Genomic DNA, 24,753 nt, shown 5'->3' on the forward strand with positions numbered 1-24,753 from the left:
CCCGAGGACCCACCATGCGCGCTACCCTATCGGCCTGGCTCGAACGGCCCGGCATCCGGAACTTCGTGATCGGCGTGATCGTGTTCAACGCGATCCTGCTCGGGCTGGAGACCTATCCGGCGGTGATGGACCGCGCCGGCGGGCTCATCCTGTTTCTCGATTACCTGTGCCTGTCGATCTTCGTGGCCGAGATCGGGGCCAAGATCATCGCCTACCGGATGAATTTCTTCCGCAGCGGCTGGAACATTTTCGACTTCCTCGTGGTCGGCGTGGCGCTGGTGCCCGGCGGGCATTCGCTTTCGGTGCTGCGGGCGCTGCGGGTTCTGCGGGTTCTGCGGGTGATCTCGGTCATGCCGCGTCTGCGCCGGGTGGTGGAGGGCTTCATCTCCGCGCTGCCGGGCATGGGCTCGGTCTTCCTGCTGATGGCGCTGGTGTTCTACATCGGCTCGGTGATGGCGACGAAGCTCTACGGCGCCGATTTCCCGGAGTGGTTCGGCTCGCTCGGCCGGTCGGCCTATTCGCTGTTCCAGATCATGACGCTGGAATCCTGGTCCATGGGCATCGTGCGCCCTGTGATGGAGGTGCATCCCCATGCCTGGATGTTCTTCGTCCCGTTCATCCTGATGACGACCTTCGCGGTGGTGAACCTGCTGGTCGGCCTGATCGTGAACTCGATGCAGGACGCCCACCACGAGGAGGACAATGCCCAGACCGGGGCCTACAGGGACGAGGTCCTGACCCGTCTCGAGGCGATCGACCGGCGGCTCGACGGGCTCGGCGCGCCTCCGGCCGCGAAGGCACCGCCGACAACGTCGAAATTCGACGCATCCTGAGCCTCCGGTGTCGTTGCACTCGCTTCCGTAGGGCGCGGAGATCGGCTATATTTCGCGCAAAACGAAAACGAGGCATGCAGGTATGAACGTTCCAAGAAGAACGATGCTGGTCGGGGGCGCGGCACTGGCGCTGTCGGCTTGCGGAAGCAAATTCAAAAGATACGAAGGTCCGGAAGTGACCCGACTCCAGGTGGTGAAGGAGCGGCGCAAGCTCTACGTCTTCCATCACCGCACCCTGCTCGAGGACTACGATGTCCATCTGGGCAACACGGCGGTCGGGCCCAAGCGGTTCCGCGGTGACGGCAAGACGCCGGAGGGGACCTACCTGATCGACAGGCGCAACCCGAACAGCTCCTTCCACCTGTCGCTGGGCATTTCCTATCCGAACGAACAGGACGTCGCCTACGCGCGCTCGTTCGGGCGGGATCCGGGAGGCGACATCTTCATCCACGGCGACCGCCGCAAGACCGATCCGCGCGGCAAGGACTGGACGGCGGGTTGCATCGCGGTGAAGGACCGGGAGATGGAGAACATCTACGCGATGGTCCGCAACGGCACCCCGATCGACATCTTTGCCTGAGATTTGAGGCGACGGGCGGCGGCGAGTGCCGGCGCCCGTATCAAGCCCGGATCAGCCGCCTGTGACCAGCGTCCACCAGATCTTGCCGTTGTTCTCCTGGTACCAGGAAAAGCCCAGGTCGCGTGCCTCGGGATCCATGATCACCGGACGGGAGCGGGGATCGTCCATCCAGGCGCCAAGCGTCTCGATCTCGCTCTCGTAGGTTTCCGCGATCACCTCGCCCAGGAACGTGCCGGGATAGCCGGTGCGGGCGACGCGGGTCATCGGCGAGGAGCCGTCCGAGCCGAAATCCCATGGCCGGTTCTGGAGCGACATGTCGCGCGAATGCGTCGCGGCGGCCGCGTTGAGCTGCGGGTTGAGCTGAACCGTCGTCAGGCCGGCGGCGGTGCGCAGGCTGTTGATCGAGTCGAGCGTCCGGTACTGGATGTCGGCCGCGTCCCGATCGGAGATCTTGTAGACCCGGGGGCCGTCGACCGACGATGGCGACGGACCGCAGGCAGCAAGTGCGAAACCGACGAGCGCGAGCAGAGCAAGGGGACGGGTCATGGATCGGTGTACCAAGCTTGGATTTTCTCCCCTCTAACGGTAACGTTTGTCCAGTTCAAACAGTTCGCATCCGTTTCTCTCCCTCGCCGTGCAAAGCGTTGCGCGGAAGGAGCCTGCGCCGTACGGTTTGACATCTCTCGCCCTGACCGACGAGGAACAGATGACAAGAACGACAGCAGACCGACTGAACCGCCGCCACTTCCTGCGCGGCAGCGTGGCCGCGACTCTCGGAGGGATCGCCGCATCCAGCTTGCCGGCCTCCGCCCAGACGTCACGCGACCTCGACCCGACGGTGCGCCGCAATATCAACAGCTTCCGCGCCCGCAAGTGGCAGTCCCATTTCTCCTCCACTGCGGGTGGCGCGATCCTCGTGGATATCGACTCTCGGGCGTTGCACTTCTGGTCCGCAGACCAGTCGACCTACCTAGTCTATCCCACCAGCGTTCCGGCGTCCGAAGAGTTGACCCGCCGAGGTCGCACCAGCGTGATCCGCAAGGTGGAGGGGCCGTCCTGGGCGCCGACCCCCTCGATGAAGAAGCGCAACCCGGAATGGCCGGACTTTGTACCGCCAGGGCCGGATAATCCGCTTGGAACGCATGCATTGTATCTGTCTTGGAAATATTACCGGATCCACGGCACGCATGATACGCGAAAGATCGGGCGACCCTCTTCCAACGGTTGCATAGGGCTCTACAACGAACACATCGCCGAACTTTTCTCGCTCGTTCGACCCGGTGCGCAGGTGTTGCTTATTTGACGACAACGCCCTGAGCGAGGCAGCTATGCAACAGCCAGCAATTGCCAAATGCAGAACTGTCTGTAAGGAATTGATTACGAGGTACTACTTGGGGCGCGGGCGTCCTCACTAATTGCGTCCGTGCGATAACTGGAGGTTAACATGAAGAAGCTTGCTCTCGCTGCTGCTCTCTCGCTGGCTGCGACCGCCACCTTTGCTGGCGGCTATGAAGAGCCGGTCATCGAGCCGGTCATCATCGAAGAAGACACCGGCACGTCCGGCGGTGGCCTGTGGCTCCCGCTGCTGGTCTTCATCGTGATCGGCGCCGCTGCTGCCAGCGCCAGCTAATAGCGCGCGCAGCACGACACATGGGAAAAGGCGAATCTTTCGATTCGCCTTTTTTCGTTTGTGTCGGAAGGCCCCGCCGAATTTCCGAGGTGCATCGGGCGCAACCCCCTGACGAGTGCTGCGCCGGCGCGCCGGGTCAGTCGATCCAGCCCTTGAGGTTGGTCTCGATCACGCCGCTGAGCGCCGCGATATGCGCCGCGTCGTCGTTGAGGCAGGGGATGTAGCTAAAGCTCTCGCCGCCCGCTTCCTCGAAGCTCTCCCGGATCTCCTCGTTAATCTCCTCCAGCGTCTCGATGCAGTCGGCCGAGAAGGCCGGTGCGATGACAGCGATTCGTTTCTTGCCCTCCCGGGCAAGGTCGGCGACGTGATCGACCGTGTAGGGGCGGAGCCAATCCTCCGGGCCGAACTGGCTCTGGAAGGTGGTGGTGATCGCCTCGTCGGCAAAGCCGAGCCGCTCCTTCAGCAGCCGCGTCGTCTTCTGGCACTGGCAGTGATAGGGGTCGCCCTCCATCAGGTAGCGTTTGGGCACACCGTGGTAGGAGCAGACGAGGATGTCGGGTTTCTGCTCCATCGCCGCATAGGCCCGTTCCACCGACTGGGCGAGGGCGTCGATATAGGTCGGCTCCTCGAAATAGGGCGGCACGATCCGGGCGACCGGCTGCCATTTCTCTTCCATCAGCGCGCGGAAGAACTGGTCATTGGCCGTGGCCGAGGTCGCCCCGGCGTAGTGCGGGTAGAGCGGGAAGAACAGGATCTTCCGGCAACCTTGCTCGATCAGCGCCTGGACCTTGGACTTGGTCGAGGGGTTGCCGTAGCGCATGCAGTAATCGACCACCACCTTGTCGCCGTAGCGGGTCTCCATCGCCGCGGCGATCGCGGCGGTCTGGTCCTTGGTAATCGTCATCAGCGGGCTTTCGTTCTTCTCCTCGTTCCAGATCGAACGATAGGCGGCGCCGGAGCTGAACGGGCGCTTGCTGAGGATGATGAGCTGCAGCAGCGGCTGCCACTTCCACTTGGGATAGTCGATTACGCGCTGGTCGGAGAGGAACTCGTTCAGGTAGCGGCGCATCGACCAGTAATCGGTGCCGTCGGGCGTGCCGAGGTTTGCCAGGAGGACGCCGATCTTCTCGGGTTTCACCGGGGGATGGTCTGCGGGAAGGTGCTGGGTCATGTCGGGTCCTGGCTTGGGTCGTCGTGTCGTGTGCGAGATAGGGGCGATGCGGGTGCGGTCAATCTGGGTCGTCTGATTCCGGGGAGGCCCGGTCGCCCAGCTTCTGTTCGCTGGTTCCCAGGGCGTCGGCGAGCCGGGCCGAGGCGGAGCCGGGGCGCAGCGGCTGCGGCTGGGACGCGTCGGGCGCCCATCCGGTGAGGAAGATCAGCTCGAAGGTGGCGCTGACCCGCCCGTCGTCTGCCGGGAACCGCGCCGCATAGGTCTCGGCCGCACGCAGGAACAGCCGGCGCGGCACCGGGGCGCGGTGGCGATCGGCCAGGGCGTTGGTCTCTCCCATCGCGCGGAGGTCGCGCATCAGGTGCAGCGCGCTCTCGTAGGTCACGGTGAGCGGGATGCTGTCGGCCACCGGAAGGGCGAACCCGGCCCGCTGCATCAGCGCGCCGACGTCGCGGATCTCACCCATCGGCGCGATCCTTGGCGACAGCCCGCCCATCTCCGCGGCCTCGGCCTCGGCGAGGGCGGCGCGCAGTTCGGAGAGGGTCTCGCCGCCGAAGAGGCAGCCGAGGAACAGCCCGTCGGGGCGCAGCGCGTAGCGGGCCTGTGCAAGCTGCCCCACCGGATCGTCGGCCCAATGCAGCGCGAGCGCGTGGAGGATCAGATCGCAGGAGCCGGCCTCGAGATCCAGTACCTCGGTATCGGCAACCTGCCGGGCCTGCGGCATCAGGCGCGCCCAGAGTTCGGGGAAACCGGAGATCACCACCGCGTCGGTAAAGCTCCTGTTAACCACTTCCAGTCTCTCCTGCACCTCGTCCGCAAGGGTTCGGTGCAGGAAATCCGCCATGCCGCCGGGCGCCTTGCTGGCGCGGATGCGGGCGCGGTCGAGCGCCGTGCGGTCTGTCAGGCGAGGTGGTTTCATGGGCGATATCGTCAGCGGTCGGTCGGTCGGGTCGGCGATGCGGGGCGCGTTGCGCACAACGCTGCGCACCATCTACCCTCCGCACTGCCTGTCCTGCAACGAGGTCGTGGGCACCGAGCGCGGCCTGTGCGGCGCCTGCTGGGCCGGGGCGGCCTTCATCAAGGGGCTGGTTTGCGAGCTCTGCGGCGTTCCGCTGCCGGGCGAGGAGGGCGGCGGTCCGGCCTGTTGCGACGATTGCCTCGCCATCGCCCGGCCGTGGACAGCCGGCCGGGCGGCGCTGGTCTATGCCGGGACGGGGCGGCGCCTGGTTCTCGGCCTGAAACACGGCGACCGGACCGAGCTTGCGAAGGTCGCGGCCGGCTGGATGGCGTATGCGGGGCGGGACATCCTGGAACCGGACCTCCTGGTTGCGCCGGTGCCGTTGCACTGGTGGCGCCTGTTCCGGCGCCGCTACAACCAATCCGCGCTGCTCTCCGTCGCGCTTGGCAGGCTCACCGGGCTGGAGTGCTGCCCGGACCTCCTGGTCCGAACCCGCGCCACCCCGACGCAGGAGGGGCGCGACCGGCACCAGCGGTTTCGCAACGTGTCGGGCGCGATCGCGGCCCATCCCCGCCGAGTGGACAGGATCGCCGGACGCCGGGTCCTGCTGGTGGACGATGTGCTGACATCGGGGGCGACGCTCGCCGCCTGTGCGGAAGTCGCCCTTGCGGCCGGTGCATGCGAAGTGCGGGTTCTGGCACTGGCGCGGGTCAGCAAGGATCGGTAGTCTCGCCGGCGTGCTTCCGGAGAGAGTAATGCAACCTGTCGAGATCTACACCACGCCAACCTGCGGATTCTGTCACGCGGCCAAACGGTTGCTCCAGTCCAAGGGCGTCAGCTATTCCGAGATCGACGTCGCGCGCGAACCGCGGCGGCGCGAGGAGATGATGACCCGCGCGCAGGGCGGCTACACCGTCCCGCAGATCTTCGTCGGCCCGACCCACGTCGGCGGCTGCAACGAGCTCTACGCCCTGGAGCGCGCCGGCAAGCTCGACCGGCTCCTGCAGGGAGGCTGAGGGAACACCACGATGCGCACGGCCCTGTTGCAGCTCAACGTGACCGACGATCCGGAGCAGAACCTGCCCCGGACGCTTGAGATGGTGACGGAGGCGAAGGCGCAGGGTGCGGAATTCGTGCTGACCCCGGAGGTGACCAACTGCCTCTCGGCGAGCCGGACCCGGCAGCGCGAGGTGTTGCAACCCGAGGCCGAGGATATCACGCTTGAGGGCCTGCGCGAGGCGGCCGCGCGGCATTCGGTCTGGCTGCTGATCGGATCGCTGGCGCTGGCGGAGGAGGGGCCGGAGGGCCGCTTTTCCAACCGCTCCTTCCTGATCGGGCCGTCCGGCGGCATCGTGGCGCGCTACGACAAGATCCACATGTTCGACGTGGATGTCTCCGAGACCGAGACATACCGCGAATCGGCCGGCTATCGCCCCGGAGAGACGGCGGTGCTCGCGCATCCGCCCTTCGCCGTGATCGGCATGACGGTCTGCTATGACCTGCGGTTCCCGCATCTCTATCGTCGGCTGGCCCAGGGCGGGGCACAGATCCTGACCGTGCCTTCGGCTTTCTCTCCGGTCACCGGCGCGGCGCATTGGGAGCCGCTTTTGCGTACGCGGGCCATCGAATGCGGGGCCTGGGTTCTGGCTCCGGCGCAGTGCGGCGTGCACCGGGCGCAGCGCGGCAAGGAGCGCCGCACCTATGGACACAGCCTGGTGGTGAGCCCGTGGGGCGAGGTTCTGGCCGATGGCGGAGAGGCGCCGGGCATCACCTGCGTGGATCTGGACATGGCCGCGGTCGAGGACGCCCGCCGTCGCATACCTTCGCTCCGCCACGACCGGGAATTCGAGGGTCCGAGATGAGCCAGCAGACGGACAGCCTCGCCGTTGCGCTATTCAGCGAGATCTTCACGATCGACCAGCTGGCCCGCAACCGCCTGACCAAGGCGCTGCCGAAGGGGATGGAGCTGAGCCAGTTCTCGGTGCTCAATCACCTCGCCCGGCTCAACGAGGAGCGCACGCCGGCGCAGCTGGCGCAATCCTTCCACCTGACCCGCGGCGCGATGACCAACACGCTCAACAAGCTGGAATGGGCGGGGCATGTGCATATCCGCCCGGACTGGGACGATGCGCGGCGCAAGTTCGTCTCGATCAGCCCGTCGGGGCGGGCGGCGCGGGATGCGGCCATCGCCGCGCTGGCGCCGATCATCGGCGAGGTGATCCGCGAGATCGGCCCGGAGCGGGTGCGCCAGGCGCTGCCGGTGCTGAGGGAGCTGCGCGAACGGCTCGGCGCGATCTGACGGGCTTGCAATCGGCGGGCAGACGGCAAAGCCTGCGCCCATGAGATGCTTCGTCGCCATTCCCCTGCCAGAGACGGTGCGCGACGCGTTGGCCGTGCTGCAGGAAGGCCTGCCCGTCGGTCGCGCGACGCCCTACGACAACCTGCACCTGACGTTGGCCTTTCTGGGGGAGGTTCCGGAGACGGAGCTTCTTGCCGTGCACGAGGCGCTGTCAGCGGTGCGCGGGGCGCGATTCACCGCTACGTTCGAGGGGATGGACCTGTTTGGCGGCCGCCAGCCCAAGATCCTGTTTGCCGCCGTCCGGCGCGACGAGGCGCTCATGGCGCTCCATGTCAGCGTTCGTACGGGGCTTGCCGGCGTGGGGCTGGTGCTGCCGCGGGAACGGTATCGCCCGCATGTGACGCTCGCCCGTTTCAACCGCGCGCCCGGAAGAGACGAGGCGGCGCGGCTGGGACGCTACCTTGAGGCGAGCGCCCTTGCGCCGGTGCCGGGATTCGACGCGGAGAGCTTCGCGCTTTTCCGATCCGATCTCGGGAACGGGCCGGCGCTCCACACGGAACTCGCCGTCTATCCGCTCCGCTGACCGGTCATGCGGGCTTGGTGGAGGCGGTGACGTAGTTGACCGACAGGTCGGACTTGGAGAGCGACCACGACCAGGCGATCGGGTTGAAGACAAAGCCCGTCGCGTCCTCCGGCGTCAGCCCGGCGTTGCGGAGCAGCTCCTTGAGCTCATCGGGGGTGATGAACTTGTTCCATTCGTGGGTGCCCTTGGGCAGCCAGCGCATCACCCATTCCGCCCCGACAATCGCCATGGCGAAGCTCTTGGTGTTGCGGTTGATGGTGGAGCAGATCATAAGCCCGCCCGGCTTCAGCAATTGCTGGCAGGCGGTCAGGTAGGCCAGCGGATCCGCCACGTGTTCCACCACCTCCATGTTCAGCACGACGTCGAACTGCTCGCCGTCCGCGGCCATCTCCTCGGCGGTGATGCAGCGGTAGTCGATGTCGAGCCCGGATTGCTCGGCATGGATCTGCGCCACGGGAATGTTGCGCGCGGCCGCGTCGGCGCCCACCACGGTTGCACCCAGCCGCGCCATCGGCTCGCTCAGCAGCCCGCCCCCGCAGCCGATATCCAGCAGGCGCAGGCCGGCGAAGGGCCTTTCGGCGGTCAGGTCGCGGTCGAACTCCGCCGCAATCTGGCTCGTGATGTAGTCGAGCCGCGTCGGGTTGAGCATGTGCAGCGGCTTGAACTTGCCGGTCGGATCCCACCATTCCGCCGCCATCGCCTCGAACTTGGCGACTTCGCCTGGATCGACAGTGGTCTGGGTCATGGGCGGCTCCTTGGTCGGGTGCGGTTCATATGGCGTGGCATCGGCATTCGGTCCGCTATATAGCTCTGACATGGACAGGGTCGCAGATCACAAAAGCGCACAGGACTTCCTCTACCCTTCGCTGGCTCCGTTTGACCAGCGGATGATGGACGTTGGTGACGGTCACAAGATCTATGTCGAACAATGCGGCGATCCAGAGGGCGTTCCGGTGGTGGTGCTGCATGGCGGGCCCGGCGGCGGATGCAGCCCGGCGATGCGGCGCTTCTTCGACCCGGAAGGATACCGGATCATCCTGTTCGACCAGCGCGGCTGCGGCCGGTCGCGGCCCCACGCCAGCATCGAGGCCAACACGACATGGCATCTCGTCGCCGATATCGAACGGATTCGCGAGGCGCTCGGGATCGAGCGCTGGGTGGTCTTTGGCGGAAGCTGGGGCGCGACGCTCGGGCTGGTCTATGCGCAGGCGCATCCGGACCGGGTGGCCTATCTCGTGCTGCGCGGGGTCTTCCTGATGATGCAGGAGGAGCTCGACTGGTTCTACGGCGGCGGCGCGGGAAAGTTCTTTCCCGAGAACTGGCGCCGTTTCACCGGGCTCCTGCCCGAGGACGAGCGCGACGATGTGATCGAGGCCTACGGGCGGCGGCTGTTCGGGCCGGACCGCGCGGTGCAGACCCGGTTCGCCCGCGCCTGGGCGTCCTGGGAGAACGCGCTGGCGGCGATGAGCCATGACGGGCCCGGGCATGACAGCCCGCCGGATTACGCGCGCGCCTTTTCCCGGCTGGAGAACCACTACTTCCGGCATCTCGGCTGGCTGGAACGGGACGGGCGGATCCTGGAGGACATGCCGTTGATCTCGCACATCCCCGGCACCGTCGTTCAGGGCCGCTACGACATGATCTGCCCGCCGGCTTCCGCCTGGAAACTGACCGAGCGCTGGTCGCGTGGGGAATTGCGCATGGTGAGCATGGCCGGGCATGCGTTGACCGAGCCGGGCATCACCTCGGAGCTCGTGCGGGTGACGGATTCGGTGCTCCGGACCGCCGGACGGCTCGGATTTTAGGCGGCAGGTCGCCGGCCAGCCCGTCAGGGGTAGCGCGGCGTTCCGGTTGAGGGGTACAAACAGGCGACGGAAACCGCCGCAGGTTGCGTTTCAGTCGATGATCTGACCGAAACCGACCCTGACGATGCGCTCCGCCCTGCAATACTTCCTGGCTCGACAACCCATCGCCTTCGGCATCTTCGCCGCTTCCCTTCTGGTGATGCTGTTCTTTGCGGTGCAGTTCCTGCTGCACCTGGGGCATGTGCGCGACGACGTTCCGGAGAATCAGGCGCTCGAGGAATGGATGCGGCCGCGCTACGTGGCGATGTCCTACCGGCTGCCGCCGCGCGTGCTGTCCGACATCCTCGGGATCGGCCCGCCGCCGCGGGAGCGGGAACGCGAGCCGCTGACCATGGCCGATATCGCCGAGCAGCAGGGTGTCGACCTGCCGACCCTGACCGAGCGCGTCCGCGCCGGTGCCGCGGCCTTCCACGAGGAGCGCGGCAAATGATCGACACTTTGCTCGCCCTCGTTCCGTTCTACGGGCTTTTCCTTGTCGGGGGCGTGGTTGCGGTCTCCTGCCTTGCGGTCCCGCTGCCCTCGTCGATGCTGGTGATGGCCTCGGGCGGCTTCGCAGCGGCCGGGGACCTGGTGCTGTGGCAGGTGATCACGGTGGCCTTCGCGGGCTACGTGATCGGCGACCAGGTGGCGTTTCACATGGCCCGTTGGGGCGGGGCGCCGCTGCTCGGCCGGATGAAGACCCGGCCCGCCCGCGCGAAGCTCCTGGAGCGGGCCGAGGCGCTGGTGGCGCGATGGGGCGCGGCCGCGGTCCTGGCAAGCCGCACCATCGTCAGCCCGCTCGGCCCCTGGACGAGCTATGTCAGCGGAGCCGCCGGTCTCGGCTGGCGGACCTTCACGCTGGCGGCGATTCCGGGCGCGGCGCTCTGGGCCACGGCCTATGCTATGCTCGGCTTTCTCTTCGCCGACCAGATCGCCGATATCGCCACGGTGATCGTGGATGGGGCGGGGCTGATTCTCGCCGCGGCGGTGGCCATCGGCTCGGGCTGGTGGCTTTGGCGGGGCTGGCGCAGCTACCGGTTGGCGGCGCAGGTGGCAAGTGAACCCTTGCGCAATCCGCGCTGAGTCCGTATATGGCCTCTCAACAGCGGCGCTGCCGGGGTCACCCGAAAGCTCCACCGGGAAAGATCGACGGGCCGCGCGCCCGTTTTTTTGTGTTTGGAACCGACGAACGTGACCGACCTGATTGCAAAGACCAACATGGACCGCCGGCTGGCCGAGATCCTGACCCCCGTGATCGAGGGGATGGGGTACGAGCTGGTGCGTATCCGGTTGATGTCGGGCAAGACCAAGACGCTGCAGATCATGGCCGAGAAGCCGGAGGGCGGCATCGAGGTCGACGATTGCGCCGATATCTCCACCGCGGTCAGCGCGGTGATGGATGTCGAGGATCCGATCGAGGACAACTACACGCTGGAGGTATCGAGCCCCGGCATCGACCGTCCGCTGACCCGGCTCAAGGATTTCGAGACCTGGGAAGGCTACGAGGCCAAGATCGAGACCCACGAAATGATCGACGGCCGCCGCCGCTTCAAGGGCGTGCTGCAGGGCGTCGAGGACGGTGAGGTGCTGATCGAGATCGACCAGGAGGGCGGCGCGGTGGTGATCGGGCTGCAATTCGACTGGCTCTCGGATGCGAAGCTCGTTCTGACCGACGAACTGATCCGGGAAATGCTCAACCAGCGCAAGCATTCGGGCGAGATCGACGAAGCCCAGTACGACGAAGTCGAGACATTCATGGCGTCCGAGGACGACGCCGCCGAGAACTCGTAAAAGAGGAACCACAAGAGATGGCCATCACATCCGCCAACCAGCTGGAACTGCTGCAGACCGCCGAGGCGGTGGCGCGCGAGAAGATGATCGACCCGGAGCTGGTGATCGAGGCGATGGAAGAAAGCCTCGCCCGGGCTGCCAAGTCCCGCTACGGGACCGAGATGGATATCCGCGTGTCGATCGACCGCAAGACCGGCCGCGCGACCTTCACCCGCATCCGCACCGTTGTCGCGGACGAGGAGCTGGAGAACTACCAGGCGGAGCTGACGGTCGAGCAGGCCAAGCAGTACCTCTCCGATCCCAAGATCGGCGACGAGATCCGTGACGAGGTTCCGCCGGTGGAAATGGGCCGGATCGCCGCCCAGTCGGCCAAGCAGGTGATCCTGCAGAAGGTCCGCGAAGCCGAACGCGATCGCCAGTACGAGGAATTCAAGGACCGCGCGGGCACCATCATCAACGGTGTCGTCAAGCGCGAGGAATACGGCAACGTCATCGTCGACATCGGCCGTGGCGAGGGCATCCTGCGCCGCAACGAGAAGATCGGCCGCGAGAGCTATCGCAACGGCGATCGCATCCGCTGCTACATCAAGGACGTGCGCCGCGAGGCCCGCGGCCCGCAGATCTTCCTCAGCCGGACCGCGCCGGAATTCATGGCCGAGCTATTCAAGATGGAAGTGCCGGAGATCTACGACGGCATCATCGAGATCAAGGCCGTGGCCCGCGACCCGGGCAGCCGTGCCAAGATCGCCGTTGTCTCCTATGACGGCTCGATCGACCCGGTCGGCGCCTGCGTCGGTATGCGCGGCAGCCGGGTTCAGGCGGTGGTGAACGAACTCCAGGGCGAGAAGATCGACATCATCCCGTGGAACGAGGATGTCCCGACTTTCCTCGTGAACGCGCTCCAGCCGGCCGAAGTTTCCAAGGTCGTGCTCGACGAGGAAGCCGAGCGTATCGAGGTCGTGGTGCCGGACGAGCAGCTGTCGCTCGCCATCGGCCGCCGTGGTCAGAACGTGCGTCTGGCCAGCCAGCTCACCGGCCTCGACATCGACATCATGACCGAGGAAGAGGAATCGGCGCGCCGCCAGAAGGAGTTCGAGGAGCGCACGCAGCTCTTCATGGACACGCTGGACCTGGACGAGTTCTTCGCCCAGCTCCTCGTGGCTGAGGGCTTCACCAACCTCGAGGAAGTCGCCTATGTCGAGGTGGACGAGCTTCTGGTGATCGACGGCGTCGACGAGGATACCGCGGCCGAGCTCCAGGCGCGGGCGCGCGATCACATCGACGAGATGAACCGCAAGGCGCTCGAGCGGGCAAAAGAACTGGGTGTGGAGCAGAGCCTCATTGATTTCGAGGGCCTGACACCCCAAATGATCGAAGCACTGGCCGAAGACGGCGTGAAGACGCTGGAAGATTTCGCCACCTGCGCCGACTGGGAACTTGCGGGCGGCTGGACCACGGTCAACGGCGAGCGCGTGAAGGACGACGGGGTTCTGGAAAAGTTCGACGTGTCGCTGGGCGAGGCCCAGGACATGGTGATGACGGCGCGCATCCAGCTTGGCTGGGTCGATCCGGCAGAACTGGAATCCGACGAGGAAGCCGAAGACGAAGACGCCGTCGACACCGAGGAGGCTGGCGCCTGATCTCAGGCGCCGGTTTGGGTGCGGGCCTTGGGGCGCGGCGGGCAGACATCAACTCGGGAGGTGGCGGAGCGACGCTGCATCGCCACCGGCGAGGTCGGCCCGAAAGCGGGGTTGATCCGCTTCGTGGTCGGTCCCGGGGACGAGATCGTCCCTGACCTGGCCGGCAAGCTGCCCGGGCGCGGGATCTGGGTTTCGGCCGACCGCGCCGCTCTGGAACTGGCCGTGAAGAAACGGCTGTTCAGCCGGAGCGCGAAGCGGCAGGTCCAGGTGCCCGAGGGGCTGGTCGACCTGGTGGAAACGGGCCTTGCCCGGCGCGTGACCGACATCCTGTCGTTGGCGCGCAAGGCCGGGCTGGCCATCGCGGGCTACGAGAAGGTCCGCGGCATGATCCAGGCGGGAGAAGCCGTGGTGCTGGTACAGGCATCCGACGGTTCCGCCCGCGGAAAGAGCAAACTGCGCCTTCCACCGGAGGAAGGCACCACTTTCGACTGTCTGACGGCCGATGAAATCGGTTTGTCCTTTGGTCGAGACCATGTAATACACGCGGCGCTGTGTAACGGGGGGTTGACGACTCGTTTCGTCGAGGAAACCACACGGCTATCCGGCCTGCGCGGCAAGATCGGGGCAACCGGCCCCGGAAAGGACGATGGTATCGCATGAGCGACAATGACGGCAAAAAGACCCTGGGCCTGAAGGGCGGATCGCGCTCTGGCTCCGTAAAGCAGAGTTTCAGCCACGGCCGGACGAAGAACGTCGTGGTCGAGACGAAGCGCAAGCGCGTGGTCGTGCCGAAACCTGGTGCAGCCAAGGGCGCCGGTGGCGCCGCGGCCGGCGGTGATCCGTCGCGTCGCCCTGCCGGCATTTCCGATGCCGAGATGGAGCGCCGCCTGAAGGCGCTTCAGGCCGCCAAGGCACGCGAGGCCGACGAGGCCCGGGAGCGCGAAGAAGAAGAGAAGCGTCGCGAGGAAGAGCGCGAGCGCCGCCGTGCCGAGGCCGAGGCCAAGGAACGCGAAGAGCGCGAGCGCGAAGAAGCCCTCAAGGCGAAGGCGGAAGAGGACGAGCGCAAGAAGCGCGAGGCCGAGGAAGCCGCCAAGCGCGAGAGCGAGACCCGCAAGGCCGAGGCCGACAAGCCGGCCGCCGCGCGCACTGCCGCCAAGGAAGAGGACAGCTCTGCCACCCAGCGGAGCTTCACCAAGCCCGACGCGACGCCCCGCAAGACCGAGCGCGAGGATCGCCAGCGCGAGAACCGCGGCAAGGGCCGTGATGACAACCGCCGGTCCGGCAAGCTGACGCTGAACCAGGCCCTGTCCGGCGGCGAAGGCGGCCGGCAGCGGTCGATGGCGGCGATGAAGCGCAAGCAGGAGCGCGCCCGCCAGAAGGCGATGGGCGGCGGCGACGTGCGCGAGAAGGTCGTGCGCGACGTTCAGGTGCCCGAGACCATCGTGGTCAGCGAACTCGCCAACCGTATGGCCGAGCGCGTGGCCGACGTGGTCAAGGCGCTCATGCAGAACGGCATGATGGTCACCCAGAACCAGTCGATCGACGCCGATACGGCGGAACTGATCGTCGAGGAGTTCGGCCACAAGATCGTGCGCGTCTCGGATTCGGACGTCGAACAGGTGATCGACACCGTCGAGGACAAGGACGAGGACCTGCAGCCGCGTCCGCCGGTCGTGACCGTCATGGGCCACGTCGACCACGGCAAGACCTCGCTGCTCGACGCGATCCGCAATGCCAAGGTTGTCTCCGGCGAGGCCGGCGGGATCACCCAGCATATCGGTGCCTACCAGGTGCGGGCCGACAGCGGCCAGCTCCTGACCTTCCTCGATACGCCGGGCCACGCCGCCTTCACCTCGATGCGCGCCCGCGGTGCGCAGGTGACGGATATCGTGATCCTCGTGGTCGCGGCGGACGACGCCGTGATGCCGCAGACGGTCGAGGCGATCAATCACGCCAAGGCCGCCGGGGTGCCGATGATCGTGGCGATCAACAAGGTCGACAAGCCGGACGCCGATCCGCAGAAGGTTCGCACCGCGCTTCTGCAGCACGAGGTGATCGTGGAGCAGATGTCAGGTGAGGTACAGGACGTCGAGGTTTCGGCCAAGACCGGCCTCGGTCTCGACTCGCTGCTCGAAGCCATCGCGTTGCAGGCAGAGATCCTCGAGCTCAAGGCCAACCCCGAACGCGCCGCCGCTGGTGCGGTGATCGAGGCCCAGCTCGACGTGGGCCGCGGTCCGGTCGCCACCGTGCTCGTGCAGAACGGCACGCTGAAACAGGGCGACATCTTCGTCGTCGGCGAGCAGTGGGGCAAGGTCCGTGCGCTGGTCAACGACAAGGGCGAACGCGTCAAGGAAGCCGGTCCGTCGGTTCCGGTCGAGGTGCTCGGCCTGAACGGTACGCCGGAAGCCGGTGACGTGCTCAACGTCGTCGAAACCGAGGCGCAGGCCCGTGAGATCGCGGAATACCGCGAGCAGGCCGCCAAGGAGAAGCGCGCCGCCGCCGGCGCCGCGACCTCTCTGGAGCAGCTTCTGGCCAAGGCCAAGGAAGACGAGAACGTCAAGGAGCTGCCGATCCTGGTCAAGGCGGACGTGCAGGGTTCCGCCGAAGCCATCGCCCAGGCGATGGAGAAGATCGGCAACGAGGAAGTGCGGGTGCGCCTTCTGCACTCCGCCGTGGGCGCCATCACGGAAAGCGACATCGGCCTGGCCGAAGCCTCCGGCGCTCCGGTCATCGGCTTCAACGTTCGTGCCAACGCCCCGGCCCGCGCCGCGGCGAACCAGAAGGGCGTGGAGATCCGCTACTACTCGGTGATCTACGACCTCGTGGACGACGTGAAGGCGGCCGCCTCCGGCCTGCTCTCGGCCGAGGTGCGCGAGACCTTTATCGGCTATGCCACGATCAAGGAGGTCTTCAAGGTCTCCCACGTCGGCAAGGTCGCTGGCTGTCTCGTCACCGAAGGTGTGGCTCGCCGCTCTGCCGGTGTTCGCCTGCTTCGCGACGACGTGGTGATCCACGAAGGCACGTTGAAGACGCTCAAGCGCTTCAAGGACGAAGTGGCCGAGGTCCAGTCGGGCCAGGAATGCGGCATGGCCTTCGAGAACTACGACGACATTCGCCAGGGCGATGTCATCGAGATCTTCGAGCGCGAGGAGGTGGAACGGTCCCTGGACTGATCCACTTACACCCAGAGTTCAGACACGAAAAAGGGCGGCCCGGGATCTGGCCGCCCTTACTGTTCCGTCGCCCCCGGGGTGGTCTTTGACGGATATGTCATCTTCCTTCGTCAGGCAGCCTTGGCCTCGCGGATGGGGGTGCCTTTGAAGTTTTCTTCTCCAACCCGAACGACAATGCGACCGTCCTGGGTATCACGGACATAGATGCCCTGGACGGAAACGTGGGTGCCAACTGTGATTGTTCGCAGCATCGAAATAATCTCCTTCCTGACTCGCGACACGTTGAAGATATGCATTCGCTGTTCACAAATCACTATTAATTTTGTCACATAATGGAAACATTAGGTGATTTTTTGTGCAACTCGTGGAAATTTGCCGAGGTTGCTATAGCCAATCCCGGAGATGGGGGATCAACGGGAGGTCGGCCGCCGGCATCGGGTAGTCACGGAGCTGTGCAGGGCGGACCCATTTGAGGGCCTGATTCTCCCGCGACACCGGAGTCCCATTCCATTTTCGGCATACAAACAATGGCATAAGCAGGTGGAAGCTGTCGTAGCTGTGGCTGGCGAACGTCAGCGGTGCGAGGCAGGAGGCCCAGGTGTCGATCCCCAGTTCCTCCTCCAGTTCGCGAATCAGTGCGGCTTCCGGGGTCTCCCCGGGCTCGACCTTGCCGCCGGGAAACTCCCAGAGACCAGCCATCGACTTGCCCTCGGGCCGTTGCGCCAGCAGAACCCGGCCGTCCCTGTCGACCAGCGCGACGGCCGAGACCAGGATCGTCTTCACGACCGGTAGTCCGCGTTGATCGAAATGTAGCCGTGGGTCAGGTCGCAGGTCCAGGCGGTGAAGCTGCCCGAGCCCAGCCCGAGGTCCACGCCGATCACCAGTTCGGACTGCTTCATGTAGGTAGCACCAGCTGCCTCGTTGTAGGAACCGGCGACCCAGCCGTTCTCCGCCACGAGGATATCGCCGAAACGGATGCTAAGCCGATCCCGGTCGGCCTCGGCGCCCGACTTGCCCACCGCCATGACGACGCGGCCCCAGTTCGGGTCCTCGCCGGCGATGGCGGTCTTGATCAGCGGGGAGTTGGCGATTGCCATGGCGACCTTCTTCGCGTCGCCATCGTTGACCGCGCCGGTCACCTGAACCTCCACGAACTTCGACGCTCCCTCACCGTCGCGAACCACCTGTTTCGCGAGGTCCAGCATCACGCCATGCAGCGCCTCGGAGAAGGCGCGGCCATCGGCGCTGTCGGCCTCGGTGATCGCGGCGCCGCTCTGGCCGGTGGCGGCCAGTAGCAGGGTGTCCGAGGTCGATGTGTCGCTGTCCACGGTGATCGCGTTGAAGGTCACGTCGGTCAGGCTGGAAAGCATGGATTGCAGCACCGGCTGGGGCACTGCCGCGTCGGTGAAAATGTAGACCAGCATCGTCGCCATGTCGGGGGCGATCATGCCCGAGCCCTTGGCGATGCCCGCGATCCGAACCGGACCGGCAGAGGTCTCGACCGTCGCTTCCGCCCCCTTGGGGAAGGTGTCCGTGGTCATGATGGCGCGGGCGGCCTTCTCGATCCCGTCGGCGGCGAGGGCGGACACCAGCTCTCCGACCTTGGCGGTGATCCGGTCATGCGGAAGCCGCTCGCCGATCACGCCGGTGGAGGAGGTGAAGACCCGCTCCTGCGGCACTCCCGCGGCGGCGGAGACCGCCTCGCAGATCGCCTGCACGGAACCCTCGCCGGCCGAGCCGGTGAAGGCGTTCGAATTGCCGGAGTTCACCAGGATCGCAGCGCCGGTTGTGCCGGCACTCTCGACCGCCAGTTTGGCCTGGCAGTCGAGCACCGGGGCGGAGCGCGTCGCCGAACGGGTGAAGACCCCGGCCACCGTGCTGCCTGGCGCCAGACGTGCGAGCATCACGTCGGTTCGGCCGGGATAGCGCACCCCGGCCGCAACGGCTGAAAACTCGACCCCGGCAATGACCGGAAGGTCCGGAAAGCGCGCGGGCGCCAGCGGAGAGACGGGAAGCGAACCAGCCATGATGGATTCCGATCCTGATGGATGTGGAAGGGTTACTCGGCGACCAGGTCGAGGTTGTTGATCGCCGAGGGGTCGATCTCGACCTCGGGACGCACGACCTCGGTGGCTTCCATGACCTCGGTCACCACCGCATCGATGGTCGCGCCCTCGATCTCGGCGGCGAGTTCCTGGCGCACCTCATCCAGCGCGGGCGCTTCGGCGAGGCGGGTTTCCTCGAGCTTCACGACGTGCCAGCCGAACTGGGTCTGCACCGGCTCGGAGACCTGACCCGGCTCGAGGGCGATCACGGCGGCTTCGAACTCGGGCACCATCATGCCCTTGCCGAACCAGCCAAGGTCGCCGCCGTTGGGGCCGGAGGGGCCGGTGGACTTGTCGCGGGCCAGCGCGGCGAAGTCGGCCCCGCCGTCGAGTTCTTCCTTGAGCGCCTTGGCCTCATCCTCGGTCTCGACGAGAATGTGCGCGGCGCGGAACTCCGTCTCCGGCTCGGCATCGGCAAAGCGGGCGTCATAGGCGGCCTGAAGGGCTTCCTCGGTCACGGCGGACTGGATCGCCTTTCCGAGCGCCTCGCCGGCCAGCAGGCCCGAGGTCTGGTTGTCGATCGAGAGCTTCGTGGCGGTGGTGACATCGTCGCCGAGCGACTGGGCGAGGGCGGTCTGCTGCACCAGCTGGTCGAGCACGCCCTGGAAGAGCACTTCGGCCTCGAGCTGCTGATATTGTGCCGGCAGCGCGTTGCGGGCGACGATCATGTGACCGAGCGTGATGTCCTTGCCACCGACCGTCGCGACCACGGTATCCGCCGTCACGTCCTGCGCCATGGCGGGCACCGTCGACAATGCGAGGGAAATCAGCCCGGCGGCCCAGGTTTTGTTGGTCATGCGCATCGTGAAAGGCTCCTGTTCGGCCGCGCGGGACGGCGGCGTTGACACTCCCAGAACGCACCCTTACATCCCGGATGGTCCGAGAGTGCCGGGCGGCTCTTCTTTGAATGCTTGGTAACGCCGTGCGGAAGGGCCGGCAAGGCGTGCTCTCACACGAAAGCGTCAAAGCGGAGCAGATATGCTGGGTATTGGAACGATCGCGAAGAAGGTCTTCGGAACGCCGAACGACCGCAAGATCAAGGCAACCCGACCGCTCGTCGAACAGATCAACGCACTGGAGCCGGAGTTCGAGAAGCTGACCGACGAGCAGCTGATCGAGAAGACCCAAGAATTCCAGGAGCGCGCACGCGCTGGCGAGGATCTCGACAAGCTCCTGCCGGAAGCTTTCGCCAACTGCCGCGAGGCCGCCAAGCGCGCGCTCGGCCTGCGTGCCTTCGACGTGCAGCTGATGGGCGGGATCTTCCTGCACCAGGGCAACATCTCGGAGATGAAGACGGGCGAGGGCAAGACGCTGGTCGCCACCTTCCCGGCCTATCTCAACGCGCTGACCGGCAAGGGCGTGCATGTCGTCACCGTGAACGACTACCTCGCCCGCCGCGATGCGGAATGGATGGGCAAGGTCTTTGCTCAACTCGGCATGACGACCGGCGTCGTCTACCCGCAGCAGCCCGACGAAGAGAAGCGCGTCGCCTACCGGGCCGACGTGACTTACGCGACGAACAACGAGCTGGGCTTCGACTACCTGCGCGACAACATGAAGTCCAACCTCAAGGACATCAACCAGCTCTACCACAACTTCGCGATCGTCGATGAGGTGGACTCGATCCTGATCGACGAGGCGCGGACGCCGCTGATCATCTCCGGCCCGAGCCAGGACCGTTCCGAGCTTTACCGGATCATCGACAAGATCATCCCCGAGCTGCAGGACGAGCACTACACGCTCGACGAGAAGACGAAGAACGTCACCTATACCGACGAGGGCAACGAGTTCCTCGAGGAGCGTCTGCGCGTTTACGACATCCTGCCCGAGGGGCAGAACCTCTACGATCCGGAAAGCACGACCATCGTGCACCACATCAACCAGGGCCTGAAGGCGCACAAGCTGTTCCAGCGTGACAAGGATTACATCGTCCGTGACGGCGACGTGGTGCTGATCGACGAGTTCACCGGCCGCATGATGCACGGCCGCCGGCTGAGCGATGGCCTGCACCAGGCGATCGAGGCCAAGGAAGGCTGCAACATCCAGCCCGAGAACGTGACGCTGGCTTCCGTCACCTTCCAGAACTACTTCCGCCTCTACGACAAGCTCTCCGGCATGACCGGCACGGCGCTGACCGAGGCCGACGAGTTCATGGAGATCTACAGCCTCGGCGTGATCGAGGTGCCGACCAACCTGCCGGTCGCCCGCCAGGACGACCACGACCAGGTCTATCGCACGGGCCGCGAGAAATACGATGCCGTGATCGAGGCGATCAAGAAGGCGCACGAGGCCGGCCAGCCCGTGCTCGTCGGCACCACGTCGATCGAGAAATCCGAGATGCTGAGCCAGATGCTCACCCAGGCCGGGCTCAAGCACAACGTGCTGAACGCCCGCCAGCACGAGCAGGAAGCACAGATCGTCGCCGACGCCGGCAAGCTGGGCGCGATCACCATCGCGACGAACATGGCCGGTCGCGGTACCGACATCAAGCTGGGCGGCAACGTCGAGTTCAAGGTCATGGAAGCCATCGCGGCGAACCCGGACCGCGACCCGGAGGAGATCCGGACCGAGATCGAGGCTCAGCACAAGGGCGACGAGGAGGCCGTGAAGGCCGCCGGCGGGCTGTTCGTTCTGGCCACCGAGCGTCACGAGAGCCGGCGCATCGACAACCAGCTCCGCGGCCGCTCCGGCCGTCAGGGCGACCCGGGCCGGTCCAGCTTCTTCCTCAGCCTCGAGGACGACCTCATGCGGATCTTCGGCTCCGAGCGGCTCGACGCCATGCTCGGCAAGCTGGGGATGCAGGACGGCGAGGCGATCGTCCATCCGTGGGTGAACAAGTCGCTGGAGCGCGCGCAGGCCAAGGTCGAAGGTCGCAACTTCGACATCCGCAAGCAGCTGCTGAAGTTCGACGACGTGATGAACGACCAGCGGAAGGTGATCTTCGGCCAGCGCCGCGAGATCATGGAAGCCGAGGATCTGTCCGAGATCGTGCAGGACATGCGCCACCAGGTGATCGACGACCTGGTCGACCAGCACATGCCCAAGAAGAGCTATGCCGATCAGTGGGAGACCCAGGCGCTCTACGCCGACGTCCTGGAGCACCTCGGCATCGACGTGCCGGTGATCGCCTGGGCCGAGGAAGAGGGTGTCGACGACGACGACATCCGTGAGCGGCTCTACAAGGCGTCCGACGAGTTCATGGCCCAGAAGGCCGTCGATTTCGGCCCGGAGAACATGCGCTCGATCGAGAAGCAGATCCTGCTGCAGACCATCGACGCCAAGTGGCGCGAGCACTTGCTGACGCTGGAGCATCTGCGCTCGGTGGTGGGCTTCCGCGGTTATGCCCAGCGGGACCCGCTCAACGAGTACAAGAACGAGGCATTCCAGCTCTTCGAGGGTCTGCTCGACGGGCTGCGCGAGGATGTCTGCAAGAAACTCTCGCAGATCCGCCCGCTGACCCCGGAAGAGCAGCAGGCGATGATGCAGCAGATGCTGGCGCAGCAGCAGGCCATGGAAAAGGCGATGCAGGCCAAGGGCACCGAAGAGGCGGCCGGCAGCGAAACCACCGGTCCGGAACCGCTGGTCGAAGGCTTCGACGAGAACGATCCGGCGACCTGGGGCAACCCCGGCCGGAACGATGCCTGCCCCTGCGGCTCGGGCAAGAAGTTCAAGCACTGCCACGGTCAGTTCTGATCGCACCGATCCCGGCCTTTCGGGCCGGGAGACCGGTGGGAGTGTTGTGGATCGGTCGCAGGCGCTGACCTTTGTGGCGGGAATCGGGCCCACGCCCGCCACGGCTTTGCCGCTTTCCAACCGTAGGATTTCCTGAGGTTTGGGAAGTGGAGGCGAGAATGCAAACGAGTCGTCGCGCGGTCATGGCGGGGTCGGTATTCCTGGTGGCGCTTGCCACGGGCTATGTGATGCAGAACGGTGATGCCGTGGCCTACCGCTTCGCTGGCGGCCAGGAACTGTCCGAGGCGCCGCAGTCGATGCAGGAGCTTCAGGCCCTGCAACTGACCGCCGCGCGGGCCCGCACCGATCTCGGCATCCCCGAAGAGCCACGCCTTGTTTCCCTTGCGACGCCTGCGCCCGAAGCTTTCGCCCGCGCTCCGCTGCCTGATGCGGGCCTGTCGGAGCTGCAGGTCGAGCCCGGCATGGGGCTCAGCGCCTTCGGTATGCCCTGCGATGTCACGCTGACAGCGAGCCCTGCGCCCGCCGCCATGGTGCGGCTCTCGCTGCGCGCTGCCTGTAACGCTGGCGAGCCGGTCACGCTGCGCCACGGGGCGCTGACCTTCACCGAGATCACCGGAACCGACGGTCACCTCGACCTCGACGTTCCGGCCCTGTCTGCCCGCGCGGAATTCGAGGCGCGGCTGCTCGACGGGACGATAGTGGAGGCCCGCGCAGAGGTTCCTGACGCCGGCGGCTACGAGCGGGTTGCGCTGCAATGGCAGGGCAGCACCGGGCTCGGACTGCACGCTTTCGAATTCGGTGCCGGGTATGGCGAACCGGGTCATGTCCACCTTGGCGCGGCCCACGGGCCGGACCGCGCGCGCGTCCGCGGCGCGGGCTACCTGACGCAGCTTGGCAACGATGCAGCGCCCGGTGGATGGGTGAGCGAGGTCTATTCCTTCCCCGCCGCCGATGCCCGGTCCAGCGGCGCGGTGCAGATCACGGTGGAGGCCGAGGTAACCAGGGCCACCTGCGGTCGCGAGCTTGCGGCGCAAACTCTGCAGCCTACCGCAGCCGGTACTCAAGACGTTGTCGAGCTGTCGCTCGCGGTGCCTGCCTGTGACGCGGTGGGCGAGTTCCTGGTTCTCGACAATCTGGTTCCCGACGTGCAGGTCGCGGCCAACTGACGGCCGACTGCAGCGGACACAAAAAAGCGCGGCTCGGGGGCCGCGCTTTTCGGTTCCGGAGGCTGACGTTCGTCAGCTCTTCATCTCGTCCCAGAAGCTCTTCACCTTCGAGAAGAAGGTGGTGGAGTGCGGATTGTTCTCGGCGCTCAACTCGTCGAACTCGCGCAGGAGCTCCTTCTGGCGCGAGGTGAGGTTCACGGGCGTCTCGACCAGCAGCTCGATGAACATGTCGCCGGTGGCGCCGCCACGCAGCGCCGGCATCCCCTTGCCGCGCAGGCGCATCTGCTTGCCGGTCTGCGATCCGGCCGGGACCTTCACGCGGCTGCGACCGCCGTCGATCGTCGGCACCTCGATCTCGCCGCCGAGCGCCGCGCTCGCGACGCTGACGGGGACCTGGCAGAACAGGTGATGCGCGTCGCGCTTGAACAGGTCGTGCTCGGTCACCTCGATGAAGATGTAGAGATCGCCCGAGGGGCCGCCGCGCGTGCCCGCGTCGCCTTCGCCGGCAAGCCGGATCCGGGTGCCCGTCTCGACGCCGGCCGGGATGTTGACCGACAACGAGCGTTCCTTCTCGGTGCGGCCGCTGCCCTGGCAGGTCTGGCAGGGGTTCTTGATGATCTGGCCGAGGCCGCTGCAGGTCGGGCAGGTGCGCTCGACGGTGAAGAAGCCCTGCTGGGCCCGCACCTTGCCCATGCCGGAACAGGTCGGGCAGGAAACCGGCTCGGCGCCGCCCTCGGCACCTGTGCCGGAACAGGCGCTGCAGCCGACCGAGGTCGGCACGTTGATCGTTTTCTGGACGCCGGAATAGGCCTCTTCCAGGGTCACGCGCAGGTTGTAGCGCAGGTCGGAGCCGCGCGCCGCGCGCTGCCGGCCGCCACCGCCGCGCTGGCCACCCATGAAGTCGCCGAAGAGGTCGTCGAACACGTCCGAGAAGGCGGAGGCGAAATCGCCCTGCTGGTGGAAACCGCCGCGCGGACCGCCGCCGCCACCCATGCCGCCTTCGAAAGCGGCGTGGCCGAAGCGGTCGTAGGCGGCCTTCTTGTCGGGATCTTTCAGGACGTCATAGGCCTCGTTCACTTCCTTGAACTGGGCTTCGGCGTCCGGCTTGTGGGAGTTGCTGTCCGGGTGGAGCTCGCGGGCTTTCCGGCGGTAGGCCTTCTTGATGTCCGCATCCGAGGCACCCCGCGCAACACCCAGAACGTCGTAATAATCACGTTTTGCCATCGATCATCCTCTTGCCCCCGACATACGAGGCCGGCCCGGTTTCCCGGACCGGCCCCCGGAGGTATC

Annotated in this window: 27 protein-coding genes; 18 read left to right on the top strand and 9 right to left on the bottom strand. The window is 66.1% G+C overall.

Features of this window, described 5'->3' with window-relative positions; genetic code table 11:
* The first annotated feature begins 14 nt into the window (after positions 1–14).
* Positions 15–833 (top strand): ion transporter, encoded by an 819-nt coding sequence (locus CHB86_RS19035; RefSeq protein WP_089234687.1) that lies wholly within the window; start codon positions 15–17, stop codon positions 831–833.
* Between the two features lie 175 nt (positions 834–1,008).
* Positions 1,009–1,413 (top strand): L,D-transpeptidase family protein, encoded by a 405-nt coding sequence (locus tag CHB86_RS19040; RefSeq protein ID WP_342747479.1) that lies wholly within the window; start codon positions 1,009–1,011, stop codon positions 1,411–1,413.
* A 51-nt stretch (positions 1,414–1,464) separates the two neighbouring features.
* Here CHB86_RS19040 and dalA read toward each other — a convergent pair whose 3' ends face one another.
* On the bottom strand, positions 1,465–1,959 hold the full coding sequence (gene dalA / locus CHB86_RS19045; RefSeq protein ID WP_089234689.1) for a divisome-associated lipoprotein DalA: 495 nt from the start codon (positions 1,957–1,959) through the stop codon (positions 1,465–1,467).
* A gap of 160 nt (positions 1,960–2,119) precedes the next feature.
* Here dalA and CHB86_RS19050 point away from each other — a divergent pair, with 160 nt between their 5' ends.
* Both CHB86_RS19050 and CHB86_RS19055 read left to right on the top strand, forming a co-directional pair.
* Entirely contained in the window at positions 2,120–2,716 is a 597-nt protein-coding gene (locus CHB86_RS19050) for a L,D-transpeptidase (protein ID WP_089234752.1), read from the top strand.
* Positions 2,717–2,857: 141 nt separating this feature from the next.
* Positions 2,858–3,043 carry a hypothetical protein gene (locus tag CHB86_RS19055; RefSeq protein WP_089234690.1) on the top strand — a complete coding sequence of 62 codons (186 nt, stop codon included), beginning with the start codon at positions 2,858–2,860 and terminating at the stop codon, positions 3,041–3,043.
* A 136-nt stretch (positions 3,044–3,179) separates the two neighbouring features.
* On the opposite strand, the gene hemH is transcribed toward CHB86_RS19055, so the two are convergent.
* Positions 3,180–4,214, bottom strand: a complete 1,035-nt coding sequence (hemH, locus tag CHB86_RS19060) for a ferrochelatase (RefSeq protein ID WP_089234691.1) — start codon at positions 4,212–4,214, stop codon at positions 3,180–3,182.
* Between the two features lie 58 nt (positions 4,215–4,272).
* Complete coding sequence (locus tag CHB86_RS19065) at positions 4,273–5,130, bottom strand: methyltransferase domain-containing protein (RefSeq protein WP_089234692.1); 858 nt, start codon at positions 5,128–5,130, stop codon at positions 4,273–4,275.
* Between CHB86_RS19065 and CHB86_RS19070 the strand changes: the two genes are divergently transcribed.
* The 5 genes from CHB86_RS19070 to thpR are packed head-to-tail and all read left to right on the top strand — an operon-like array spanning position 5,129 to position 8,051.
* Entirely contained in the window at positions 5,129–5,896 is a 768-nt protein-coding gene (locus CHB86_RS19070) for a ComF family protein (RefSeq protein WP_245838169.1), read from the top strand. The two genes, CHB86_RS19065 and CHB86_RS19070, sit on opposite strands and share 2 nt — an antisense overlap.
* 28 nt (positions 5,897–5,924) lie before the next feature.
* The gene (gene grxC / locus CHB86_RS19075) at positions 5,925–6,185 is read left to right on the top strand and encodes a glutaredoxin 3 (RefSeq protein ID WP_089234693.1); all 261 of its coding nucleotides are present in this window, start codon (positions 5,925–5,927) and stop codon (positions 6,183–6,185) included.
* 12 nt (positions 6,186–6,197) lie between these two features.
* Positions 6,198–7,031: a carbon-nitrogen hydrolase family protein gene (locus CHB86_RS19080; protein WP_089234694.1), complete on the top strand. Its 834-nt coding sequence runs from the start codon at positions 6,198–6,200 to the stop codon at positions 7,029–7,031.
* The gene (locus tag CHB86_RS19085) at positions 7,028–7,468 is read left to right on the top strand and encodes a MarR family winged helix-turn-helix transcriptional regulator (protein WP_089234695.1); all 441 of its coding nucleotides are present in this window, start codon (positions 7,028–7,030) and stop codon (positions 7,466–7,468) included. Before CHB86_RS19080 ends, CHB86_RS19085 begins: the two co-directional genes overlap by 4 nt.
* A gap of 40 nt (positions 7,469–7,508) precedes the next feature.
* Positions 7,509–8,051, top strand: coding sequence for an RNA 2',3'-cyclic phosphodiesterase (thpR, locus tag CHB86_RS19090; RefSeq protein ID WP_089234696.1), 543 nt, complete (start codon positions 7,509–7,511; stop codon positions 8,049–8,051).
* Between the two features lie 4 nt (positions 8,052–8,055).
* Here thpR and ubiG read toward each other — a convergent pair whose 3' ends face one another.
* Positions 8,056–8,796: a bifunctional 2-polyprenyl-6-hydroxyphenol methylase/3-demethylubiquinol 3-O-methyltransferase UbiG gene (gene ubiG, locus CHB86_RS19095; protein WP_089234697.1), complete on the bottom strand. Its 741-nt coding sequence runs from the start codon at positions 8,794–8,796 to the stop codon at positions 8,056–8,058.
* 70 nt (positions 8,797–8,866) lie between these two features.
* Here ubiG and pip point away from each other — a divergent pair, with 70 nt between their 5' ends.
* The 7 genes from pip to infB all read left to right on the top strand — a co-directional run bounded on the left by pip (position 8,867) and on the right by infB (position 16,499).
* On the top strand, positions 8,867–9,856 hold the full coding sequence (pip, locus tag CHB86_RS19100) for a prolyl aminopeptidase (RefSeq protein WP_089234698.1): 990 nt from the start codon (positions 8,867–8,869) through the stop codon (positions 9,854–9,856).
* A 124-nt stretch (positions 9,857–9,980) separates the two neighbouring features.
* Positions 9,981–10,346 (top strand): hypothetical protein, encoded by a 366-nt coding sequence (locus CHB86_RS24745; protein ID WP_176442935.1) that lies wholly within the window; start codon positions 9,981–9,983, stop codon positions 10,344–10,346.
* Positions 10,343–10,978: a DedA family protein gene (locus CHB86_RS19105; RefSeq protein ID WP_176442936.1), complete on the top strand. Its 636-nt coding sequence runs from the start codon at positions 10,343–10,345 to the stop codon at positions 10,976–10,978. The genes CHB86_RS24745 and CHB86_RS19105 overlap by 4 nt, the downstream gene beginning before the upstream one ends.
* A gap of 108 nt (positions 10,979–11,086) precedes the next feature.
* Positions 11,087–11,686: a ribosome maturation factor RimP gene (rimP, locus tag CHB86_RS19110; RefSeq protein ID WP_089234754.1), complete on the top strand. Its 600-nt coding sequence runs from the start codon at positions 11,087–11,089 to the stop codon at positions 11,684–11,686.
* A gap of 17 nt (positions 11,687–11,703) precedes the next feature.
* Positions 11,704–13,326 (top strand): transcription termination factor NusA, encoded by a 1,623-nt coding sequence (gene nusA / locus CHB86_RS19115; protein WP_089234700.1) that lies wholly within the window; start codon positions 11,704–11,706, stop codon positions 13,324–13,326.
* A 27-nt stretch (positions 13,327–13,353) separates the two neighbouring features.
* Complete coding sequence (locus CHB86_RS19120; RefSeq protein WP_089234755.1) at positions 13,354–13,986, top strand: RNA-binding protein; 633 nt, start codon at positions 13,354–13,356, stop codon at positions 13,984–13,986.
* Complete coding sequence (infB, locus tag CHB86_RS19125) at positions 13,983–16,499, top strand: translation initiation factor IF-2 (protein WP_089234701.1); 2,517 nt, start codon at positions 13,983–13,985, stop codon at positions 16,497–16,499. Before CHB86_RS19120 ends, infB begins: the two co-directional genes overlap by 4 nt.
* Positions 16,500–16,609: 110 nt before the next feature.
* On the opposite strand, the gene CHB86_RS19130 is transcribed toward infB, so the two are convergent.
* The 4 genes from CHB86_RS19130 to CHB86_RS19145 form a co-directional block, all read right to left on the bottom strand.
* Positions 16,610–16,795, bottom strand: a complete 186-nt coding sequence (locus tag CHB86_RS19130) for a hypothetical protein (RefSeq protein ID WP_141134932.1) — start codon at positions 16,793–16,795, stop codon at positions 16,610–16,612.
* A gap of 88 nt (positions 16,796–16,883) precedes the next feature.
* Positions 16,884–17,282, bottom strand: coding sequence for a (deoxy)nucleoside triphosphate pyrophosphohydrolase (locus CHB86_RS19135; RefSeq protein ID WP_089234702.1), 399 nt, complete (start codon positions 17,280–17,282; stop codon positions 16,884–16,886).
* Positions 17,279–18,526 (bottom strand): bifunctional glutamate N-acetyltransferase/amino-acid acetyltransferase ArgJ, encoded by a 1,248-nt coding sequence (argJ, locus tag CHB86_RS19140; protein WP_089234703.1) that lies wholly within the window; start codon positions 18,524–18,526, stop codon positions 17,279–17,281. Before argJ ends, CHB86_RS19135 begins: the two co-directional genes overlap by 4 nt.
* Positions 18,527–18,558: 32 nt before the next feature.
* Positions 18,559–19,401, bottom strand: a complete 843-nt coding sequence (locus CHB86_RS19145) for a foldase protein PrsA (RefSeq protein WP_342747480.1) — start codon at positions 19,399–19,401, stop codon at positions 18,559–18,561.
* Positions 19,402–19,582: 181 nt separating this feature from the next.
* On the opposite strand from CHB86_RS19145, the gene secA reads away from it, so the two are divergent.
* Together secA and CHB86_RS19155 are read left to right on the top strand one after the other, a co-directional pair.
* Positions 19,583–22,297 (top strand): preprotein translocase subunit SecA, encoded by a 2,715-nt coding sequence (gene secA / locus CHB86_RS19150; RefSeq protein WP_089234705.1) that lies wholly within the window; start codon positions 19,583–19,585, stop codon positions 22,295–22,297.
* Between the two features lie 158 nt (positions 22,298–22,455).
* Positions 22,456–23,463 carry a translocase gene (locus CHB86_RS19155; protein WP_141134933.1) on the top strand — a complete coding sequence of 336 codons (1,008 nt, stop codon included), beginning with the start codon at positions 22,456–22,458 and terminating at the stop codon, positions 23,461–23,463.
* Between the two features lie 72 nt (positions 23,464–23,535).
* Here the strand turns inward: CHB86_RS19155 and dnaJ are convergent, their stop codons facing one another.
* Positions 23,536–24,687 carry a molecular chaperone DnaJ gene (gene dnaJ / locus CHB86_RS19160; protein WP_089234707.1) on the bottom strand — a complete coding sequence of 384 codons (1,152 nt, stop codon included), beginning with the start codon at positions 24,685–24,687 and terminating at the stop codon, positions 23,536–23,538.
* Positions 24,688–24,753: the final 66 nt, after the last annotated feature.

Origin of the sequence: Tropicimonas sediminicola (assembly GCF_900188335.1) — a bacterium.
GTDB classification, from domain to species: domain Bacteria; phylum Pseudomonadota; class Alphaproteobacteria; order Rhodobacterales; family Rhodobacteraceae; genus Tropicimonas; species Tropicimonas sediminicola.

Coding starts and splice junctions, on each gene's coding strand:
- dalA (WP_089234689.1), bottom strand. CDS start 1,959: ATGACCCGTCCCCTTGCTCTGCTCGCGCTCGTCGGTTTCGCACTTGCT.
- CHB86_RS19085 (WP_089234695.1), top strand. CDS start 7,028: ATGAGCCAGCAGACGGACAGCCTCGCCGTTGCGCTATTCAGCGAGATC.
- nusA (WP_089234700.1), top strand. CDS start 11,704: ATGGCCATCACATCCGCCAACCAGCTGGAACTGCTGCAGACCGCCGAG.
- grxC (WP_089234693.1), top strand. CDS start 5,925: ATGCAACCTGTCGAGATCTACACCACGCCAACCTGCGGATTCTGTCAC.
- CHB86_RS19155 (WP_141134933.1), top strand. CDS start 22,456: ATGCAAACGAGTCGTCGCGCGGTCATGGCGGGGTCGGTATTCCTGGTG.
- CHB86_RS19130 (WP_141134932.1), bottom strand. CDS start 16,795: ATGCATATCTTCAACGTGTCGCGAGTCAGGAAGGAGATTATTTCGATG.
- CHB86_RS19065 (WP_089234692.1), bottom strand. CDS start 5,130: ATGAAACCACCTCGCCTGACAGACCGCACGGCGCTCGACCGCGCCCGC.
- CHB86_RS19145 (WP_342747480.1), bottom strand. CDS start 19,401: ATGACCAACAAAACCTGGGCCGCCGGGCTGATTTCCCTCGCATTGTCG.
- pip (WP_089234698.1), top strand. CDS start 8,867: ATGGACAGGGTCGCAGATCACAAAAGCGCACAGGACTTCCTCTACCCT.
- CHB86_RS19055 (WP_089234690.1), top strand. CDS start 2,858: ATGAAGAAGCTTGCTCTCGCTGCTGCTCTCTCGCTGGCTGCGACCGCC.
- infB (WP_089234701.1), top strand. CDS start 13,983: ATGAGCGACAATGACGGCAAAAAGACCCTGGGCCTGAAGGGCGGATCG.
- CHB86_RS19050 (WP_089234752.1), top strand. CDS start 2,120: ATGACAAGAACGACAGCAGACCGACTGAACCGCCGCCACTTCCTGCGC.
- argJ (WP_089234703.1), bottom strand. CDS start 18,526: ATGGCTGGTTCGCTTCCCGTCTCTCCGCTGGCGCCCGCGCGCTTTCCG.
- hemH (WP_089234691.1), bottom strand. CDS start 4,214: ATGACCCAGCACCTTCCCGCAGACCATCCCCCGGTGAAACCCGAGAAG.
- thpR (WP_089234696.1), top strand. CDS start 7,509: ATGAGATGCTTCGTCGCCATTCCCCTGCCAGAGACGGTGCGCGACGCG.
- CHB86_RS24745 (WP_176442935.1), top strand. CDS start 9,981: ATGCGCTCCGCCCTGCAATACTTCCTGGCTCGACAACCCATCGCCTTC.
- CHB86_RS19080 (WP_089234694.1), top strand. CDS start 6,198: ATGCGCACGGCCCTGTTGCAGCTCAACGTGACCGACGATCCGGAGCAG.
- ubiG (WP_089234697.1), bottom strand. CDS start 8,796: ATGACCCAGACCACTGTCGATCCAGGCGAAGTCGCCAAGTTCGAGGCG.
- CHB86_RS19070 (WP_245838169.1), top strand. CDS start 5,129: ATGGGCGATATCGTCAGCGGTCGGTCGGTCGGGTCGGCGATGCGGGGC.
- CHB86_RS19035 (WP_089234687.1), top strand. CDS start 15: ATGCGCGCTACCCTATCGGCCTGGCTCGAACGGCCCGGCATCCGGAAC.
- secA (WP_089234705.1), top strand. CDS start 19,583: ATGCTGGGTATTGGAACGATCGCGAAGAAGGTCTTCGGAACGCCGAAC.
- dnaJ (WP_089234707.1), bottom strand. CDS start 24,687: ATGGCAAAACGTGATTATTACGACGTTCTGGGTGTTGCGCGGGGTGCC.
- CHB86_RS19105 (WP_176442936.1), top strand. CDS start 10,343: ATGATCGACACTTTGCTCGCCCTCGTTCCGTTCTACGGGCTTTTCCTT.